The organism is Diplocloster agilis (assembly GCF_019042275.1).
GTDB classification, from domain to species: Bacteria; Bacillota; Clostridia; order Lachnospirales; family Lachnospiraceae; genus Diplocloster; species Diplocloster agilis.
The window spans coordinates 60,464-79,359 of sequence record NZ_JAHQCW010000017.1; the positions used below are offsets into that span (position 1 = coordinate 60,464).

Consider the following 18,896-nt stretch of genomic DNA (forward strand, 5'->3'; position numbering starts at 1 on the left):
CTCCTCCTTAAAAAAGAATAAGGGGCGGATCGTCGTCGCAAACTACGCTCTGTTCGTTTCCGCCTTGCGACGAAAAGCTCACACGCTCCGTTGCTCCTCCTCTCCCCACGAAGTCTAAATGACTCCGTGGGGACCCCGACAATATCCGCCCCCGTAGGTTATTTCTTCTTTCTGTTTTTTACCTGAAGAAAGATAAAGCCGCCAATGATAAAGGCGACCAAAACGATTGCGATAATTGTTTTAGGTTCCATTATTCAGCATCCTCCTTTTTCTTTTTTCTAACGCCTGCATAGACTGTCACGCCGATACCGGCAGCGGAAACGCCGAGCAGGGCAAGCCACAAACCGAGCTTGCTGTTATCTCCGGTTTTCGGAGTGTCGATGACAACATTGTGCATTTCCACAATCGTGGTGGAGCCGACCATAACATTTGCCTTTTTATCGGCAGGTCGGGAGTAAGGTGCAGATACCTCGTCGGCAACCTCGGACACGGTGTATTCACCGATGCGAAGTCCCTCGATAAAGATTTCGCCGTTCTCATCGGTTTTGAGCGTTACATCATAGCCGTTTGCTCCGGTAATGCGGAAGGAGAAGCCTTCCACCTTGCCGTCAGAAGATGTCTTGACGATTTTCAGGTTTCCTTTCATCGCTTCGTTGATAAAGCCTACGCCTGCCTTGTTTTCGACGGAATAGGTCATACCGTCCGTTTCAATGAATACGGAATAGACGCCCGTATCAAGCAGGAAGCCGTCCGGGGCTTTGCTTTCCTTTACGAGATAGTGACCGTAAAGCAGGTCTTTCATCTCATAAATTCCTGCTTCGCTTTCGGTAAGAGTGCCGATCAGCGTATCACCGTCATCCGGCTTTCCGTCAGCGTTGTTGTCCTGATAAACTTCAAAGGTTGCTCCCGTCAGCTTGTTGTCGGGGAAGTCTGCGTCCACTTTGGTAAGCGTGATATTGCCACGCACGAACTCGTTTACGATTTCGATTTCGACAACCTGTTCATTTTCGGCAATGTTCACTTCATATACGGTTTCGTTCAGGACAAAGCCTGTCGGCTGTTCGATTTCTCTTACATACCAAATACCGAAGGGAATCTGCTCAAAAGAAAAACTGCCATCTTCTCTTGAAGTGACAGTGATCAAAGCGTTTTCCTTTGTAAACTCGGTATCATTGGACTTAAAGAGTCCGATCAGCGCACCGCCGAGAGGTTCGCCGTTTTCATCGACCTTTTTGCCGGAAACAGAGCCGTAGATAAGGTCGTTTTCGATTGCTTCGCCGTCATTGACCGCAAGCTGAACCTTTGCGGTTTCCTGTCCCGCATACTCAAAGGTTACGGGGTACTTGGTATCCGGGAGGATATAATGCTCATCGGTGGCAAGCTCTTTTACATAGTAACTGCCCATAGGCAAGTCGGTTTTAACCGTACCGTTTCCGCTTTCATCAAGGGTAACGATTTCAATTAACCCGTCAGCAGGGATAGAAGTACCGCTTGCAGATACAAGCTCCTCTGCGGCAAACAGACCGAAGCTGATGTTTTTCAATTCGCCGTTCTGTCCGATACCGAAAAGGTCGCTTGTTTCAAGCGTTTTCTTCAAGCTGATTTCAGCCTTCTGTCTTTCATTCACGAAAGAGGTAGCTGTTTCCGTCACGGAAACATTCTGTCCGGCGTACACAAGCTCTGCGGTATGGATTTCATCATTCAACACCATACCGTAAGGCGCTTTGATTTCCTGAACTTCATATTTGCCGAGATAGAGTTCACGGCTCTTGGCAAACCCGTCCTCGCCCGTAGTAACGGTATCCACAACCTCGCCTTTTGTAAAGCGTACTGTTCCGTCAGGCGTGATAATATCCTCGGCTGCACGGATTTCATAAACCGCATCCGAAAGTCCGGCGATTTCATAAATCGGCTGATAAATAACCTCGGCATCCTCCGAGCCGCTTACGCTCACTCCGTAGAACACTTCGCCGGTTTTCTCTACGGTGATTGTGCCTTTCTGCGCCATATTCGGCTTATCCACTTTTATCACTGTAACCCCGCTTTCTTCGGTGGCGTTATCCTGCGTTACATCGAAGTACACAGGAGTGCTGTCGAGAACATATCCATAGGGAGCCTGAACCTCCACAAGAGAATATCCCTTGCCGTATTCGAGCTTCTCCGGTGTCACAAGACAGCCGTTTGCATCGGTGTAAAAGGTGTCGATTGTTGTCGGAGTAGGATAGGTAAAGGACATCGTGACAAGATTTCCTGTCGGATCGTAAATCTGAAAGCCTGCTCCGGCATAAGGAATGGTCTTGCCGCTTTCTGCGTCCACCTTGACTACCTTGATATAGCTTTCAAAATTGGCGTTGTTGATAAGGTAACGGTAGGTCTGTCCGTTCTGAGCAATGAACACATCAAAGTCCTTCATCAGCTCACGACCTTCTAAGCCTACGGTCTGATGAACGGTATATACGCCGTAAGGCATATCCTTTGTCTGCCCGAAGCCATTTTCGTCGCAGACGATAATATCTCTCTCATCTTCCTCAGAAGCAGTATAGCTTCCTGCGGATTTGAGATAGATTTCAAAGGTTGCACCGCTTTCAGGCGTTTCAATTTTTGTTTCTCCATCGTCGGTGTGCTTGATGATGGCGATATTGCCCTTGATGACCTGCTCGTTTACATCGTTTGCAGTCTGATTGTGTTCTACCGTATATAGCTGCGGTTCAGCACCGACCTTATGGATTGTGGTGTCAAGCAGATAACCCTCGGACGGGGTGATTTCACGCACCGTCCAGTCATTATCGCAGACATATTCCTTTGTGGTAAACTGCCCGTTCTGATCCGTAACATATTTGTCCACAAGGGTTTCTCCTTTATAAATGCCGTAAACAGCTCCGGCAAGAGAAGCGTTGCCCTGTGCGGTACCTTCCTCACGGTCGCTCTTTGTCACGGTAACGGCAAACTTTTTGAGAATGTTTGTGAAGTTGCGGGTAGTAATCTCTTTCCATTTAATAGGTGCGGTCTGATTAGCAGGGACTACATAACGGATAGCTGCGTCCACTTCCTCGATGGTGTAGGGAGTTGTGCCTGAAATCAGGACATCCTTAAAGGTTGCAACACCGTTCTTATCTGTCACGGCATACTCATCAACGGCAATACCGGAAAGAGATGTGCCGTAAAGGTGGAAGGTAACGCCCTCCACAAGATTGTCCTCGGAGGATTTGATTACCTGAAGGTCGCCACGCTTGAGTGTATTGCTGAATGTGACCGTTGAGGTGTTTCCCGATACAATCGTAACCCTCTGCACATTCTGCGGCTCATACTTGTCCTCGGTCAGCTCCGTTACGGTATATACGCCGGGCATAAGTTCAATATCTACTGTGCCGTCCGTCTTTGTGGTGACGGTCTGATTCATGCCGTTTCCGGCAATATTGAACTTAATATTTGCCACCTTTCCGTCCTCGGAGTGCTTCACAATATGACCGACTCCGGTGGTTTCCGTCTTGATTTTGAGATAGAATACGACCGGATCTTCCGCACCCGACATCATTGTCTGTTTTCCGGGGTATCCCCAAACGAGGAAGTTGCCGTCAATACCGGGTACATTCTTTTGCGCCGTAACACTCACAGCGGTTTCAATCATCTTATTTGAAGTGAAGGTGTATTTATTGCCGCTTCTTGAAACGGTAATACCGCTTGCGCTGAACTTAATATCCGACAGCGTATTATTCGTATCGGTCAGCGTAAGACTGTAATTATCTGCCGCCTGATTGTATTTCAGCGTATAGGTGGTTGCAGAGCTGCTCTTATTGGAAGCAAAGCTCGGTATGGTTGCGTGGCTCTGCATTTGCGTAAGAAGCCAGTTATAGCACTTCTCGGCAGGTCTGCCTTTGAGGCACTGATAGTAGGTGTCGGCAGGGATACCGTAGCTGTTTGCTTTCAGCGTGGTAGGAGAGGTGCGAAGCTGCTGCTGATACTCCCACAGAATTGTCTGTGTAGCGTATGAAAAATCATCCTCGTTTGTACCGCTGATCGGAGCAGTTTTGCCCGGTCGCCAGCCGTACACGGAGGTCAGCATAATTCCGTACTGTGCCGTTGTCGGCAGGTTCTGAAAATATGAGCTGTTCTTGCCGTTTACGCTGTTATAGGTTCCTCCTGCGTTATAGTCAATACCGGACTCAATACACATAATCTGTCGGGAACCGCTGCTGTCCTTAATCATCAGCTTGGTTCTCGAATTGCCTGCACTTTGAGTGTGCAGACTTTCATTGCCGTTTGAATCATAGGCGATATACTGATAGGTGGAGGGAGAATAATACATTTCTCCGTCTGCACTCACATACTTATCACCGTAATATGCGTTTACTGTCTTTCCTTCCTCTGCTGTAAAGGCAAAGGCGGAAAGCGGAAGGGACATAATGCACATAACGGCACACAGGAGTGCGGCAGTGATGCGCTTTCCTTTGGATTTTGCAAAATTTTTCATTTCGGTTTAACCGTCCTTTCTTAATATGGGTATAAAAAAGCCCTCTGTCTTTTCGGGCAGAGGGTAGGTTCTCACGAACTCAGTACAGGAAATATATCCGGTAGCTGCCGCTTCCAAGCGGTTCAATATATATCGTGAAATATTCGATTGGTGCGCCGCCGTAAGCGGTGATAATATCCGGCATCGACTGCACATAGTCCGTGAGTTTTCTTTTCAGGCGTTCACCCTGAAACGACTCGGAAGCCGTAACAGGCGTTGCCCACGAAGCATTGTCCGGTGTAATCTTCATTCCATCATCGGTTGTAATATGAGTAAGTCCCATAGAGCAGCCGAGAGAAATGAGGTCGCTCCGAATTGCTTCAATGTCAAACTCGTAGTCGTAAGCTGTTTTTGGCTTTACTTCTTCCGTAGGCTGTTCTGTCGGAGGTTCTTTTTCCGGCTGGACAGGCTTTTCCGGCTCTTTTGTTTCTTCGCTTACGGTCGGTTTGGGCGCTTTGGGCTTTGGTGTTTCTGTTTCTGCCGTTGGTGCGGCTGGAATATCCGTTTTGTCGGCTTCAACTGGTTTCTTGCCCTCTGTCGGAGCAGTTTCAGGCTCGTTACTTTCCGATGTCGGCTCAAAAGATGTTTTCTCCGTTTCTGTTGCTTTTTCAGGCTCAATTTCTACGGCCGTATCCGTTTCATCGGAAGTTTCCGTATTACTCACCGAAGAAGAACAGTCGGCTATATCCGAGCTTTCCAAAATATCGGCTTTTTCAGCATTACATCCGCACATTGAGGCAAGGATAATGAGAACCAAGCCAAAGCATAAGATTTTGTTTTTCATTGCGATTCGCTCCTTTCGCCTTCATTGTAGAAAGTTCTCTGCAATTTGACAAAGGTGCGAATAGGCTAATCTTTCATTTTAGCAACCACCTCCTTTAAGTGGGAATGATGCGAATCGTTTGAGATAGCTTTAAGTTATGGAGATAGATATATATTGAGAGATAGTTATATATCTTTCTTCGGTAGGTTAGCTTGTACTTAGGGGTTAGAGTGTGAGGAAGGGGAAACGTAAAATGTTACTCCTGCTACCTTGCGTCACGCTCTGCCCGTTTTCTCAAATAACCCGCATAATGCTCCAAAGCCTTGCAGACATAATCCTCCGTTTGGTTAAGGGGAATATTCTTCGGAATATACTGTCGTACCTTATCCCCACTCAGCACAATTCTCTCACGCTGATTGGGTTTCTGCTCCGACATAATGGCTTGTATGGCTTCGGGTGTGAGCTTCTTTTCTTCAAACATCTTTCGCATACGGATTGTTTGGTCGTGGGACGGGGTGCAGTCGTTCAGGTCGATTTCATCTACCAAATCACGCTGGCAATCCTCGTCAAGAAAAGAAATCTCAACGGCAGGTCGCATTTTCATTCTGCCCTCGTCCACAAGGTCAAGCAGTTCGGGGACAAGATTGGTCAAGCGAATATATCTGCGAATTTGCTCACGACTTTCGCCAACTTCGTTTGCTAAAACCTCGTTTGTTCGTTGCCGTTCAAAATCTGACACCACTGGTGTCGAATTTTCTTTTTTCGGTCTGCCTGCTTGCCTGTTCATAGCTTCCAAACGCATTTTGTATGCGAACGCTTTTTCCGAGGGAAGTATCTGCGACCTTTGAAAATTGCTTTCCACCATTAAGATGGTTGCTTCATCTCTCGTTAGGTCTACAACTTCACATCGGAGTGTTTCAAAGCCTGCAAGCTCACACGCTCGTTTTCTCCTGTGACCGGAAATGAGTTCGTATCTGCCGTCCTCTTTTTGACGGACGGTTGCCGGGGTGATAACCCCACGCTCTTTGACGCTCTCAACAAGCTGCACCATATCTTCATCGTCACGCACCTTAAAAGGGTGGTCGGGAAAATCATCTATCAGCTCTAATGGAATATCCCGGATTTTTGCGAGTTTCGCATCGTCTCTCATTTCCTGTGTTGAGAACAGGTCATCGAGCGTCGGCAGAGTGAAGTCGCTCTTTCTTCCTGCCATCGGCTAACACCTCCTTTGTCAATTCAGCGTAAGCCTTCGCCGCAGGACTGTTCGGTTCATACTTATATATGCTGACACCTTTCGACGCTACCTCTGCGGCTTTTACTGCCATAGGAATGGCTGAGTGATATATCTTTATCACGCTTCCGTAGTTTTTCCTCAGTGCGTCCGCCGTGCTTTTAGCAAGGTTTGTTCGGTTATCTACAATATTCAGTAAGATACCGTCAATCTTCAGGTTCGGATTGATATGCTGTTTGACCTTCCCGATGGTCTGCATAAGCTGTGTCATTCCTTTTGCGGGAAGGTACTGAGCCTGAACGGGGATGATTACGCTGTCTGCCGCCGCTAAAGCGTTCAAAGTTACCATACCGAGGGAAGGCATACAGTCGATCAGGATATATTCGTAATCATTCTTTACCTTATTCAGATAGGTTCTCAAAACGGTTTCACGGCTCATAGTCGTTACAAGCATCATTTCCATAGCGGACAGTTCAAGGTTTGCGGGAAGCAAATCAACATTTTCCTCGTGATGCAGAATACCGAAATGCGGGTTTCCGTTTTCTTCACGCATTATCTCGGATAACTTAGTGGTAATGGTAGTCGGCAGACTGTCATTATCTTTCCATCCGAGGCAAGTCGTAAGGTCGCCCTGGGGATCGGCATCTACAAGGAGTACCTTTTTACCTTGCTTCGCAAGCCCTATCCCTAAATTGACCGTTGTGGTCGTTTTTCCTGTGCCGCCCTTCTGATTGCAGATAGCAATGGTTTTACAGTTAGGCATTGGCTTTCCTCCTTTCGATAGATTTATAGCCGGCTGTGTTCAGACGGCTATGTATCAACGCAGTATTTGTTTTCAACACCCCCTGCGTAAAGCTGTTGCTTTGTGTGGGAAGCACATCGGTCACAGTTTGCGAAACCGTGTCATAGGAATTTCACCTCTGCCGGGTTCTCCGCCAGCTCCGTAGAGAAGTATCATTATCATTCTGACTGTCATCGCCGTATCAGGTGCAGCCTGACACTTTTACCGGGGATTCTCGCTCGCTCTATTATCAGAGGTCTTGGCGTACCCGATAAGGTGGCTCATCATCAGAACTAAAGTCCGATGTGCCTATATATTCAGTTGTCAAGGAACAGCGAAAGAGTTGCTCCTAATCGGAGTTAAGAAATAACCCTTTCACTAATTCCCACTGGGAGAAACCAATCGGCAAGGCAAAATAAAAAAATTTTTTGAAAAAATAAAAAAAGCCACCTGATCCTGAATAGGAAAAGGTGGCTGAATGAAAACACCGTATCGTAACTGAACGACACGGTGCAACTTGAATTACTTATTCGATTTGATATTTTCCTTATATATAGAGAATTTGAAAGTTCCTATTTTTCGCTTTCCTTACTTTCATAATGACTTCATCAACACCATCGGTATATTTGCCAAGCCGGATAAGCGAATTGCGTTTGTTTATAAGTGAAGAAATGATTTCTGCATATTCACGGTCATTGAGAGCGATGTAATACTTTTTGTTTTTCATAAGTGTAACCTCCTGCGTTGATTATATAATAATCCGGTCATTTTGAAAAATGTGCGTGGCAGGGAAACCCTAACACAGAATAAAAAGGGGATAAAAAGGTACAGGGTAAAACAAGTTCGAACTGTTATGAGCACTCTTTTCAATTAGCAGGATTTTTAGCACGATTTTTTGAGCGATTAGCAGGAAAGCGATTTTGATTAGCAAAAATCGAAAACTCCTGCTAATTATATTAGCAAGCTAATTGAGGGTAATGGTAATATGAACACGCAAAACGTGAGCAAAAAACAGCCTTAATTCGTCATCTATGCGAAAACACAGGCACACAAAAAATAAAGCCGAAAACCTTGTAAAATCAAGGCTTTCGGCGTTGTTTGTGGCGTCGCTAAGAGGATTCGAACCTCCGGCCTACCGCTTAGGAGGCGGTCGCTCTATCCGGCTGAGCTATAGCGACATTTATTAAATTGTATTTGTATTACCACTTGCCTTTTTTGAAAAGGCAAGTGATAAAGTAACACCTTAGGAGGCGGTCGCTCTATCCAGCTGAGCTACGGAAACAGTTATAAGCCGGTGATTACCGGCAACTTATATTTTACTGTGAATTTGCGATTTAGTCAACCTTCCAAATTTAATTTTTTAAAATTCAAATCATTTAATCTTCATAATTAATTCTTCCCTGGAGCCAGATCGTCCCGCGGAACCTGCGTCCTCTCTCCGGTTCGCCTACCAGATCCTCTTTGTTAATACAGATATCGAACGTCAGTTCATTGCAGTCCAGCGTCAGAATATAGATCTCCTCTTTTGTAATAGAGTTCTCCACCAGCTGATAATTCAATATTTCACCCATAATGGAATACTGGTCGCATTCCACTCCGTATGGCATAAAGTAGGTATCCACGATGGAGAGGACATCTTCGTACATAATCCGTCTGGAAATCATAGAATACATATCCATATCCTCCAGCGTAAGGCTTTCGATGGCGTCCTCGTCTCCATTCCTGGCCGCAGCGATCAGCTTATTCCTGTTTATGCTGGCCTCCCTGTCATTTTTGATCTGGGATTCATTCTTACTTATTGGAAGCAATATCTTCCCGCTGTTCGAGAGGCCCGACAGGGTGACCGTATAATTACTATTCAAGCTGTGTTCACCGATATGATTCAAATACTCCGCTATATTCTGCAGATAAAAAATCAGGGTGACACCGATCTTCACATCATCACATACTCCGGAATAGGCATCCCCGTCCGCATGACGCTCCACCGTTACTTCTTCTGTGGATGTGATCCCTTCTCCTCTAAAATACGGATAATAATATTCCCATTCAAACTCATCTTCACTTGTGTACTCGCCTCTGATGGCGATTCCCATCTGTTCTGCAAACGGTTTGGAAACTTCAGCGAAGTTCATGCTTTCGCCTTCATTTACTATTTCATGATATTCAAAATGGTCCCATGTATCTTTCACCAGGGTTTCCATATCCTGCTTTGTAACATCACTGAATCCGATTGCCCTTAAATATTGATGCATATGCTACCTCCCGCATCATGCTTACTAACTTTCTATTATTATAGGGGCTGCTTAAAAATATTTCGTTAAAAAAATTCTCTCTCCTATCATCAATAGTCGAAAGAACATCTGCCAAATAAAGGTCTATCTATTCTTTATTTCATTCATTATATAATAGGATCTTTTATTTTACAAGTAAAATCTAATCTGCCTTCCATCTGCCTGTAATTCTGATCTGCCTGCTAACCATATCAGACCCGGGGCTGTACCCTTCTTACTGAGTTTGACTTGAATCCTTTTTGATTCTTTTTTGAGTCTGTTTAGATTCTAACTATATCCGTCTGCCCCAGGTCTTGAGATTACAAATCAATATTCTAAGTTGACATAATTACTATTTTTTCATCAAATCCGCTTGTAACGCCATGTCCAACGCCTGTTTTTCCTCTTCTCCCAGCACGATAAAGGACTCTCCGTTAACGACTTCTTTCGCGTAAGTGTAACATCCGTCACTGCTGTGCATCGCGTTCAGGATAAATCCGTCATTTTTCTGATTTAACATGGCTATGGCGAAACTAAGCTTACCGCCCATTTCACTGAACGCATTATATTTAACAACACCTAATTTCTGATATGTCAGTTTCATATTTTCCACAATTTTATGGATTTCTTCCTCATGCTTCAGGTCGGCGGCTTTTAATCCATCGATTTCCTCAAAACGTTTCAGGAAATGGCTCTCCAGGGATTTTCCGTTTTCCCCTTGCATAAACGCCTCATAGTTTCTCTTCAGCTTTTTTAATTTCTTGTTAGTTGCGATTAGTATAATAAATAGTACGATTATTAGTAACAATAAAAATGCCGCAATTCCTGCCGCCAGATAAAACGGATCTATTCCGTACATTTCAAGTATGTCCATTCTGTTCCTCCTTTAGTCTATTGAATAGATTCAAACAATTCCATGATCCGTTCCAGCTCTTCACTGGAATAATACTCGATTTCTATCTTTCCTTTGTTATTATCCTTTCGGTTAATAGATACCTTCGTGCCGATAATCGTCTTCATCTTTTCTTCTATGTTTTTGTAGATAACCTCATCCCGCAATGGCTCAGCCGCGGTTTTTTCTTTTTGATTCTGATATTGTTTGACAAGTTTCTCTGTTTCCCGCACGCTCAATTTTTTGTCAAACACTTCGTTTGCCACTGATAACTGCTGTTCCGGATCTTCAAATGCAAGCAGGGCCCTGGCGTGGCCTGTGGTAATCTTCTCTTCGATAATCATCTGCTGAACTCTCTCATCTAATTTAAGCAGACGCATTGAATTCGTAACGGCTGTTCTGCTCTTGGAGACACGTTCCGCCACTTCATCTTGTTTTAAATGGAATTCTTCTAACAGACGCTTAAACGCCATGGCTTCTTCGATGGGATTTAAGTTTTCACGTTGAATATTCTCGATCAAGGATATTTCTACTACTTCTTTATCATTATATTTGCAGATAATCACCGGCACTTCTTTTAAACCTGCGATTTTTGCTGCTCGCCATCTTCTTTCACCTGCGATTATTTCATAATAATCCGGCTTTTCCTGTACTAATAATGGCTGTAATACCCCAAATTGTTTGATGGATTCCGATAATTCCAGTAAAGCGTCCTCGTCGAAATTCTTTCTGGGCTGACTGCGGTTTGGCTCTACTTTGTTTATTTTCACACGAACTGCGCCATCGCCGTTTCCCTTTTGTTTCGGATCTGTTTTGATGATTGTTTCCGGAATTAAACTATCCAGTCCTTTTCCCAATGCTCCTCTTTTTACTGCCATTCTTCCTCTCCCCTATGTATCACTTCTTCTGCTAAATAACGATAACTTTCTGCACCAGCCGACTTACTGTCATACAAATTAATCGGCAACCCATGGCTTGGCGCTTCTGCTAACCTTATATTTCTGGGTATAATTGTTTTATATATTGTCTGATGTAAATTGCTTTTTACGTTTTCCACTACCTGCAAAGACAGATTAGTCCTGGCGTCATACATGGTAAACACTACACCTTCCATTTCTAACTCGGGATTTAATCTTTCTTTTACAAGATTAATGGTGTGAATCAGCTGGGTCAAACCTTCCAACGCGTAGTATTCACATTGGATCGGAACCAACACCGTATCTGCTGTAGTCATTGCATTGATGGTCAGCATATTGAGTGAAGGTGGGCAATCAATAATTATAAAATCATAATCATCCCTGATCTTTTCGATTGATTCTTTGATAATGAATTCTTTATTTTGGACGCCGATCAATTCGATTTCCGCCGCTGCCAGGTCAATATCTGACGGTAGAAGGGATAGATTTTCCAATACCTCTTTTTTAATACAATCTTCTATATCAGCTTCTCCTAAAAACAAATCATATATCGTGTTTTCAATATTGTTTTTATCAAGGCCTAAGCCACTTGTTGTATTACCTTGGGGGTCGATGTCTATGGTCAAAACTTTCTTTCCCATTTCCGCCAGACAAGCAGAAAGATTAATTGCAGTGGTGGTCTTTCCTACTCCACCTTTTTGGTTAGCGATTGCAATTGCCCTACCCATAATAATCCTCCTTTGTCTGTGATCTAAGACATATAATGCCTGTCGACATTATAACATGTTTTTTTCACTTAGGCTATAAAATGTTTCACGTGAAACATTTCCAATTTTAATTTTGTAGAATGTTTCACGTGAAACATTATGGTTTATCTATTGAATTAGTTTTTTTACAGAATGAACTATCCTTATTTACAAATCTTTAAGCAGTTTTAACAAGTTTTTCATCTCTAGTTTGCATCTTACAGGATCTACATCTACCAACTTGATACAATATTCTAATTTATTAATGATGTCGGATTTATTTTTTACTTTTAAATCATTCGTCTCCACATTCCACTGCTGCTGAACTTCCCGCAGAGACTCTAATTTACTTTTCCAATTCAGAACTTCGATTTCTAATTCTTGTATTTGAATCAATACCTCTGATTCTTCTTCCACCAATTTTTCATAATTTTCCTGATTGAAATGATCCTCTTCATAGGGAGAAAAAATTCTACTTTCATTATCTTCCTGAGTTTTTTCAAACTCCATCATTTTATGAATATCTTCCAATTGGCGCCTGTACTGGTTTAACATTTCCAATTGTCTGTCATATTCTGTTTTACACTCATCATAAGTCCGATCAAAATATTCGTTTACCATTTGCATAATCCCTATCCGCTAAGACATAATTAATAAGATAACTATTTTTTCATCATAAAACAAATCTATCATCTAAAAAGCGACTATTTTTACAAATATCTTCTCTATATCATATACCAATACGAAATTTAAAGAAAGCTTATTTTCTAAATTTCTAAAAACAATCTTAATTTTTGAAAATATATTTGTAAGTAATCTGTATTTAGATTATAATAGACAGAGATAGAAACAGATAAAGGAGGCTTAGTGATGAACAAACAATTAAAAACAATAGCCCTTACGACAGCTGCTACTGCTGGGGCATTGTTCTGTATAAATAAGCTAATTAATACTCTTTCTATATCTGATAATATATTAGGTAAAACCAGGGGATATTATTATGACTGGCGCTTTGGAAAGATCTATTATACCAAACAAGGCTCCGGCAAGCCGTTATTATTAATTCACGATTTGAACTCCTCTTCCTCGGCATATGAATGGAAACATATGATACAGCTATTATCCAAGGACCATACGGTATACGCTGTAGATCTGCTCGGCTGCGGAAGATCCGATAAGCCAAATTTGACATATACCAATTATCTCTACGTGCAGATGGTATCTGATTTTATTAAAAATATTATCTGCAGGAAAACAGACATCATAGCAACCGGAATATCAGGCTCATTTGTTATCATGGCCTGTCATAATGATCCTGAACTGATCGATAAAATGATCATTATAAATCCGGAAAGTCTTCAAAAACTAAATCAGATTCCAACGAAAAAATCCAAGGCCTGGAAATTCTATTTAGAAATACCGATCCTGGGTATGTTTACTTACAATATGCTTCATTCCAAGGACCGGATCGGAGATTGTTTCCGAAATAAGTATTACTGTAACATCTCCTCCCTGAATGAAAAGGATATCGATGCCTATCATGAAGCATGCCATCTGGGAAAATCCACTTCCAGGCATTTATTTGCCAGCATGGAAGGTAAATATACAAATATTAATATTCTTCATGCGTTAAAAGAATTGGATAACAGCATTTATCTGGTAGGCGGAGAAGAAGAGGCGGATATCGACCAAATATTGAAAGAATATACGTACTTCAATCCCGCCATAGAAACAACACAAATCCGAAATACCCGTCACCTGCCTCAACTGGAGAATCCCGTTGCCCTTTATAATCAGATAAAGATATATCTGGATTAATAATTGGGATAGATGTGAGGGGACTGGCTCCTTTCGGCAGTAAAGTTAGGGTGCAAGATACTGCGCAGAGAAAGGTGCCTGTCCCCGGATGTTGACTCGATCAGACCGACATCCAGGGACAGGCACCTTTCTCCACCTAGTATCCCGCACTCTAACTTTACTGCCGAAAGGAGCCAGTCCCCTCCCATCACCAACTTCACATAATCGGATCTTTCTTAGGGATACCGGCCTTTCTTGGATACACCTTAGGCGTATCTTTTATTTTCCTGATTACTACAAATGATCGGGAAATATCCGTATCCGGAAGCAGTAACTTCTCATTCTTATCAATTTTCCCTCCCAACACCCCGACAGCCTTCCCGGCCGCCGCCACTTCCTCTTCAATTTCCCCAGATTTGTAAGCCACGAAACAACCGTTCCTTTTCACATAGGGAATACAATACTCAGACAACAGCGCCAGATTCGCCACAGCCCTGGACACACACAGCTCAAACTGCTGGCGGTACTGAACGTCCCTGGCGTAATCCTCCGCTCTCCCATGTATCAATGTCACATCCTTCAACCCCAGGTTATCCACAACCTGCCCCAAAAAACCAATTCTTTTGTTCAAAGAATCCAATAATACCACCTTTAAATGTGGATAAACAATCTTCAAAGGAATACCGGGAAATCCCGCACCTGTCCCTACATCCATAACCGTCCGAATAGACTTTATGTCAACCACCCGGTTCAGCAACACACTGTCCACAAAGTGTTTCTTCATCACCTCATGGTATTCCGTAATGCCCGTCAGGTTCATCACCTTATTCGTCTCAACCAACATTTCATAATAATCCTGAAACTGTCGGATTTGTCTTCTGGTTAATTGAATCCCGCAGCTTTTCAGATCTTTTTCAAATATACTGCTGTCATATAGAAGTTCTATCTCTCTGTCTTCCATACTCATCTCCCGCTCTGCTCCTGATTTCTCCTGTACTGTTCCAGATGTACCAGCAACACAGAAATATCTGCCGGTGATACTCCGGCTATTCTGGATGCCTGCCCAATAGAGACCGGCCGGTATTCCTTTAATTTCTGTTTTGCTTCTATTCTAAGAGAAGATATCTGATCGTAATCAAGGTCCGGGGGCAGCTTCTTTTTCTCCAGCTTTTTAAACTGCTCTACCTGTTTTAGCTGCCGCCTGATATATCCCTCATATTTCAGGTTAATCTCAACCTGTACCTGTACGTCTTTTGGCAGATCCGGTCTGCCCGGATCGATGGGCGCCAATACCTGATACCCCAGTTCCGGCCGCCGAATCAGTTCCGCCAGCGTAGTACCCGACTTTAACGGCGTACTCTCTAATTCCATCAGCAGATCCTGTACCTGTTTCGTCCCTCCGATATGAACCTGTTCTACCCGGCATACTTCTTCCTCTATCTGCCGTTCCTTTTCGATCAGCCTCTCATAACGATCCCGGGAGATCAATCCAATTTCATATCCTTTTTCCGTAAGCCGCAGGTCCGCGTTATCCTGCCGCAGCAATAGCCGGTATTCCGCCCGGGATGTCATCATACGGTAAGGCTCTTTGTTTTCTTTTGTCACCAGATCGTCGATCAGCACTCCAATATAGGCTTCCGACCGGTCCAGGATGATCATTTCTCTTCCCAGAATCTTTAACGCCGCATTTATACCGGCTATTAAGCCCTGGGCCGCCGCTTCCTCATACCCGGAACTTCCGTTAAACTGCCCTCCGCTGAACAGCCCCTTTATATTCTTAAACTCTAATGTAGGATCTAACTGTCTCGCGTCTATACAGTCATATTCGATGGCATACGCGTTTCTCACGATATTCGCATGCTCCAGGCCGGGCACAGTCCGGTACATTTGCTGCTGCACGTCCTCCGGCAGCGAACTGGACATGCCTCCTACGTACATTTCATTCGTATGGATGCCTTCCGGTTCAATAAACACCTGATGCCGGTTCTTATCCGAAAATTTAACCACCTTATCTTCAATAGAGGGACAGTATCTGGGCCCGGTTCCCTCAATCATACCGGAATACAGCGGGGAACGATCCAGATTCTGCCTTATGATCTCATGGGTATGTTCATTGGTATACGTCAGCCAGCAGGAGACCTGATCGATCTGCACATCCTCCGGGTCCGTCGTAAAAGAAAAGGGAACTACCTCGGGGTCTCCAAACTGCTCTTCCATTTTCTCAAAATCAATCGATCTTTTATCGATCCTTGCAGGGGTACCTGTTTTAAACCGGTACATCTTAACCCCCAGTTTTTTCAGGGAATCCGTCAGATAGTTCGCCGCCTGCAGACCATTCGGCCCGGTGTAGCTGCTGATTTCTCCATAGATACACCTGGCCTTCAGGTAAGTTCCGGTACACAGTATCACCGCTTTTGCATGGTAAATAGCGCCGGAATACGTCTTCACCCCGGTAATCTCACCATTCTCTGCCAACAGCTCCACCACCTCCATCTGCTTGATCTGCAGATGTTCGGTATTTTCCAGCACTTTTCTCATGCTCCGGCTGTACTCTGCTTTATCCGCCTGGGCCCTCAGAGAATGCACCGCCGGCCCCTTTGATACATTTAACATCTTCGACTGGATAAATGTTTTATCTATATTCTTTCCCATCTCGCCGCCCAGCGCGTCGATCTCCCGCACCAGATGCCCTTTAGAGCTGCCTCCTATATTCGGATTACAGGGCATCAGAGCGATACTGTCCACACTGACGGTAAACATCATAGTCTTCATACCAAGCCTGGCAGCCGCCAAAGCTGCTTCGCAGCCGGCATGTCCCGCTCCTACCACTACGATATCACAATATTCTTCTACTACTGGCATATTCTCCACCTTCTATTTACCCATACAGAACTTGCTGAAAATCTCATTGACCAGATCCTCTCCCACCGTATCGCCGGTTATGGCTCCCAGCGCATCGCAGGCATTCCGAAGGTCTATGGAATAAAAGTCCTCCGGCATTTGATCCCGGACGCTTTGTTCCACAAGCTTCAGGCTGTCTAGCGCTTCCTCCACCGCCCGCTGATGTCTTACATTTGTAATATATACTTGGTCATTGAACGAGACTTCTCCATGGAAGAACATATCCTTCAACGCCTTTTCCAGATTTTCCACTCCGGTTTTCTCTTTCGCAGATATCGGAATAATCGGATGGCCGACTCTTTTTTCCAGTTCTTCCTCCGTCGTAACCGCGTCCAAATCTGTCTTATTCAATAAAACCAATGCCTTCCGTTCCCGGATCAGCTCTATAATTTCCTCATCGCTCTCATCCAGCGAAGTGGAGGAATCTACCACATAGATAATCAGATCCGCATCCCTGGCATAGGCCCTGGCCTTGCTGACGCCTATCTTCTCCACCTGATCCTCCGTAGTGCGGATACCGGCCGTATCCACGATATTCAGACTGATACCGGAAAGATTCATATTTTCTTCCAGGATATCCCTGGTCGTCCCCGCAACATCGGTGACAATGGCCCGCTCCTCACCCAGCAGCAGATTCAGCAGGGAGGATTTTCCGGCATTGGGCTTTCCCACGATCACCGTCCTGATCCCTTCCCGGATCATTCTGCCGTTTTGAAAAGAATCCTTTAACTTTATCAGATCTTCTTCCAGCTTCCGTAGCTTTGCACCCAGTTTCTCGGGATAATGATCCAAACTGATATGTTCCGGATCATCCAAAGCCGCCTCTATAAACGCGATTTCATGAAGAATCTCCTGACGTGCGCCGGTTATTTTATCATAAAGGGCCCCCCTCAGCTGACTTACAGAGCTTTTCAGGGCGTATTCATTTTTCGCCTGAATCAGATCCATTACCGCTTCCGCCTTGGACAGATCCATTTTCCCATTTAAAAACGCCCTTTTTGAAAATTCTCCCGGCTGCGCCAGTCTTGCCCCGTTCCTTATTACCGCCCTGAGAATCCGTTCCATAACCAGCATCCCGCCATGGCAGTCGATCTCCACCGTATCCTCGCCGGTGTAGGTAGAAGGCCCTCTCATGACCAGAACCAGAACTTCATCCAGTATCTCATCCTTCTCCATAATATACCCATAATGCACCGTATGGGACTCTACCTCTTTCAGGCATTTTCTCTTTGGTGAGCGATATATCCTGTCCGCAACTGCAACCGCTTCCTCTCCGCTGATCCTTATAATCCCGATCCCCGAATTAGACCCGCCGGTTGCTATTGCTGCTATGGTTTCCTGTGTGTTCATCTTTATCACCTAAATTCCGCTTCTAATATACAGATTCACGTATAGACACAACAAGCGGCCCTCCATATCCTGAAGGCCGCCGTTTCTGTATCCTCTTTTGTAGGATCTTATCTCTTTAATGTTACGACAACCCGGCGGAAAGGTTCCTCGCCCTCACTGTGGGTCGTCACATATTTATCATTCTGGAGAGCCGAATGGATGATTCTTCTCTCATAAGGATTCATAGGTTCCAAAGATACGGGTTTCTTTGTTCTCTTAACTTTAAACGCGATATTCTTGGCCAGATTCTCCAATGTTTCTTTTCTGCGTCTGCGGTAATCCTCCGTATCCACCTTCACCCGGATATAATCTTCCGTTCCTTTATTAACGACCAGGCTTACCAGATATTGGATGGAATCCAAGGTCTGGCCTCTCTTACCGATCAGAATCCCCATATCCTTTCCAATCAGTTCGATATCCATGTTTTTGTCGGTCTCATCATAGACGATCTTCGTTTCCACTACCATATTCATGGCATCGAACATACCTTTTAAGAAATCAGCCGCCCGATCCTCTAATGTAACGATCTTACGGACTTTAATGACAGCCGGTTTACTGTTAAATCCCAAAAAACCCGCGGATCCTTTTTCCAATACTTCATATTCCAGTTTGTCTCTGGTAGTTTCCAGCTTAATCGCAGCTTCTACGATCGCATCTTCTACCGTTTTCGCACTGACTTCCATATAATCCATAAGAAAA

15 protein-coding genes and 1 tRNA gene are annotated in these 18,896 nt (G+C 44.3%); 1 reads left to right on the top strand and 15 read right to left on the bottom strand.

Features of this window, described 5'->3' with window-relative positions; genetic code table 11:
- Positions 1–250: 250 nt before the first annotated feature.
- The 11 genes from KTH89_RS11470 to KTH89_RS11520 all read right to left on the bottom strand — a co-directional run bounded on the left by KTH89_RS11470 (position 251) and on the right by KTH89_RS11520 (position 12,731).
- Positions 251–4,471, bottom strand: coding sequence for a SpaA isopeptide-forming pilin-related protein (locus KTH89_RS11470; RefSeq protein ID WP_238721808.1), 4,221 nt, complete (start codon positions 4,469–4,471; stop codon positions 251–253).
- Between the two features lie 79 nt (positions 4,472–4,550).
- Complete coding sequence (locus KTH89_RS11475) at positions 4,551–5,294, bottom strand: energy transducer TonB (protein ID WP_238721809.1); 744 nt, start codon at positions 5,292–5,294, stop codon at positions 4,551–4,553.
- Between the two features lie 244 nt (positions 5,295–5,538).
- Positions 5,539–6,486 (bottom strand): ParB/RepB/Spo0J family partition protein, encoded by a 948-nt coding sequence (locus KTH89_RS11480; protein WP_238721810.1) that lies wholly within the window; start codon positions 6,484–6,486, stop codon positions 5,539–5,541.
- Positions 6,443–7,267 (bottom strand): ParA family protein, encoded by an 825-nt coding sequence (locus KTH89_RS11485; protein ID WP_238721811.1) that lies wholly within the window; start codon positions 7,265–7,267, stop codon positions 6,443–6,445. The genes KTH89_RS11480 and KTH89_RS11485 overlap by 44 nt, the downstream gene beginning before the upstream one ends.
- 565 nt (positions 7,268–7,832) lie before the next feature.
- Complete coding sequence (locus tag KTH89_RS11490) at positions 7,833–8,012, bottom strand: hypothetical protein (RefSeq protein ID WP_160642514.1); 180 nt, start codon at positions 8,010–8,012, stop codon at positions 7,833–7,835.
- A 374-nt stretch (positions 8,013–8,386) separates the two neighbouring features.
- A tRNA-Arg gene (locus KTH89_RS11495) sits at positions 8,387–8,463 on the bottom strand.
- Positions 8,464–8,661: 198 nt separating this feature from the next.
- A complete protein-coding gene (locus KTH89_RS11500) occupies positions 8,662–9,537 on the bottom strand; it encodes a DUF3881 family protein (RefSeq protein ID WP_158345256.1) in 876 nt (291 codons plus the stop codon).
- Between the two features lie 370 nt (positions 9,538–9,907).
- The gene (locus tag KTH89_RS11505; protein ID WP_238721812.1) at positions 9,908–10,429 is read right to left on the bottom strand and encodes a DUF4446 family protein; all 522 of its coding nucleotides are present in this window, start codon (positions 10,427–10,429) and stop codon (positions 9,908–9,910) included.
- 17 nt (positions 10,430–10,446) lie between these two features.
- The gene (locus tag KTH89_RS11510) at positions 10,447–11,325 is read right to left on the bottom strand and encodes a ParB/RepB/Spo0J family partition protein (protein WP_158345252.1); all 879 of its coding nucleotides are present in this window, start codon (positions 11,323–11,325) and stop codon (positions 10,447–10,449) included.
- Positions 11,316–12,092 (bottom strand): ParA family protein, encoded by a 777-nt coding sequence (locus KTH89_RS11515; protein ID WP_158345250.1) that lies wholly within the window; start codon positions 12,090–12,092, stop codon positions 11,316–11,318. Before KTH89_RS11515 ends, KTH89_RS11510 begins: the two co-directional genes overlap by 10 nt.
- Positions 12,093–12,278: 186 nt before the next feature.
- The gene (locus tag KTH89_RS11520) at positions 12,279–12,731 is read right to left on the bottom strand and encodes a hypothetical protein (RefSeq protein WP_158345248.1); all 453 of its coding nucleotides are present in this window, start codon (positions 12,729–12,731) and stop codon (positions 12,279–12,281) included.
- 249 nt (positions 12,732–12,980) lie between these two features.
- Between KTH89_RS11520 and KTH89_RS11525 the strand changes: the two genes are divergently transcribed.
- Positions 12,981–13,928, top strand: coding sequence for an alpha/beta fold hydrolase (locus KTH89_RS11525; RefSeq protein ID WP_238721813.1), 948 nt, complete (start codon positions 12,981–12,983; stop codon positions 13,926–13,928).
- A 196-nt stretch (positions 13,929–14,124) separates the two neighbouring features.
- Here the strand turns inward: KTH89_RS11525 and rsmG are convergent, their stop codons facing one another.
- The 4 genes from rsmG to jag form a co-directional block, all read right to left on the bottom strand.
- Positions 14,125–14,868, bottom strand: coding sequence for a 16S rRNA (guanine(527)-N(7))-methyltransferase RsmG (rsmG, locus tag KTH89_RS11530; protein WP_238721814.1), 744 nt, complete (start codon positions 14,866–14,868; stop codon positions 14,125–14,127).
- A 2-nt stretch (positions 14,869–14,870) separates the two neighbouring features.
- Positions 14,871–16,769, bottom strand: coding sequence for a tRNA uridine-5-carboxymethylaminomethyl(34) synthesis enzyme MnmG (gene mnmG / locus KTH89_RS11535; protein WP_238721815.1), 1,899 nt, complete (start codon positions 16,767–16,769; stop codon positions 14,871–14,873).
- 12 nt (positions 16,770–16,781) lie between these two features.
- The gene (gene mnmE / locus KTH89_RS11540; protein ID WP_238721816.1) at positions 16,782–18,158 is read right to left on the bottom strand and encodes a tRNA uridine-5-carboxymethylaminomethyl(34) synthesis GTPase MnmE; all 1,377 of its coding nucleotides are present in this window, start codon (positions 18,156–18,158) and stop codon (positions 16,782–16,784) included.
- A 107-nt stretch (positions 18,159–18,265) separates the two neighbouring features.
- Positions 18,266–18,889: an RNA-binding cell elongation regulator Jag/EloR gene (gene jag / locus KTH89_RS11545; protein ID WP_158345238.1), complete on the bottom strand. Its 624-nt coding sequence runs from the start codon at positions 18,887–18,889 to the stop codon at positions 18,266–18,268.
- Between the last annotated feature and the right edge of the window lie 7 nt (positions 18,890–18,896).

Excerpts from the sequence above, each read along its gene's own strand:
- KTH89_RS11470 (WP_238721808.1), bottom strand. The coding sequence starts at position 4,471 with ATGAAAAATTTTGCAAAATCCAAAGGAAAGCGCATCACTGCCGCACTC.
- KTH89_RS11475 (WP_238721809.1), bottom strand. The coding sequence starts at position 5,294 with ATGAAAAACAAAATCTTATGCTTTGGCTTGGTTCTCATTATCCTTGCC.
- KTH89_RS11480 (WP_238721810.1), bottom strand. The coding sequence starts at position 6,486 with ATGGCAGGAAGAAAGAGCGACTTCACTCTGCCGACGCTCGATGACCTG.
- KTH89_RS11485 (WP_238721811.1), bottom strand. The coding sequence starts at position 7,267 with ATGCCTAACTGTAAAACCATTGCTATCTGCAATCAGAAGGGCGGCACA.
- KTH89_RS11490 (WP_160642514.1), bottom strand. The coding sequence starts at position 8,012 with ATGAAAAACAAAAAGTATTACATCGCTCTCAATGACCGTGAATATGCA.
- KTH89_RS11500 (WP_158345256.1), bottom strand. The coding sequence starts at position 9,537 with ATGCATCAATATTTAAGGGCAATCGGATTCAGTGATGTTACAAAGCAG.
- KTH89_RS11505 (WP_238721812.1), bottom strand. The coding sequence starts at position 10,429 with ATGGACATACTTGAAATGTACGGAATAGATCCGTTTTATCTGGCGGCA.
- KTH89_RS11510 (WP_158345252.1), bottom strand. The coding sequence starts at position 11,325 with ATGGCAGTAAAAAGAGGAGCATTGGGAAAAGGACTGGATAGTTTAATT.
- KTH89_RS11515 (WP_158345250.1), bottom strand. The coding sequence starts at position 12,092 with ATGGGTAGGGCAATTGCAATCGCTAACCAAAAAGGTGGAGTAGGAAAG.
- KTH89_RS11520 (WP_158345248.1), bottom strand. The coding sequence starts at position 12,731 with ATGGTAAACGAATATTTTGATCGGACTTATGATGAGTGTAAAACAGAA.
- KTH89_RS11525 (WP_238721813.1), top strand. The coding sequence starts at position 12,981 with ATGAACAAACAATTAAAAACAATAGCCCTTACGACAGCTGCTACTGCT.
- rsmG (WP_238721814.1), bottom strand. The coding sequence starts at position 14,868 with ATGGAAGACAGAGAGATAGAACTTCTATATGACAGCAGTATATTTGAA.
- mnmG (WP_238721815.1), bottom strand. The coding sequence starts at position 16,769 with ATGCCAGTAGTAGAAGAATATTGTGATATCGTAGTGGTAGGAGCGGGA.
- mnmE (WP_238721816.1), bottom strand. The coding sequence starts at position 18,158 with ATGAACACACAGGAAACCATAGCAGCAATAGCAACCGGCGGGTCTAAT.
- jag (WP_158345238.1), bottom strand. The coding sequence starts at position 18,889 with ATGGATTATATGGAAGTCAGTGCGAAAACGGTAGAAGATGCGATCGTA.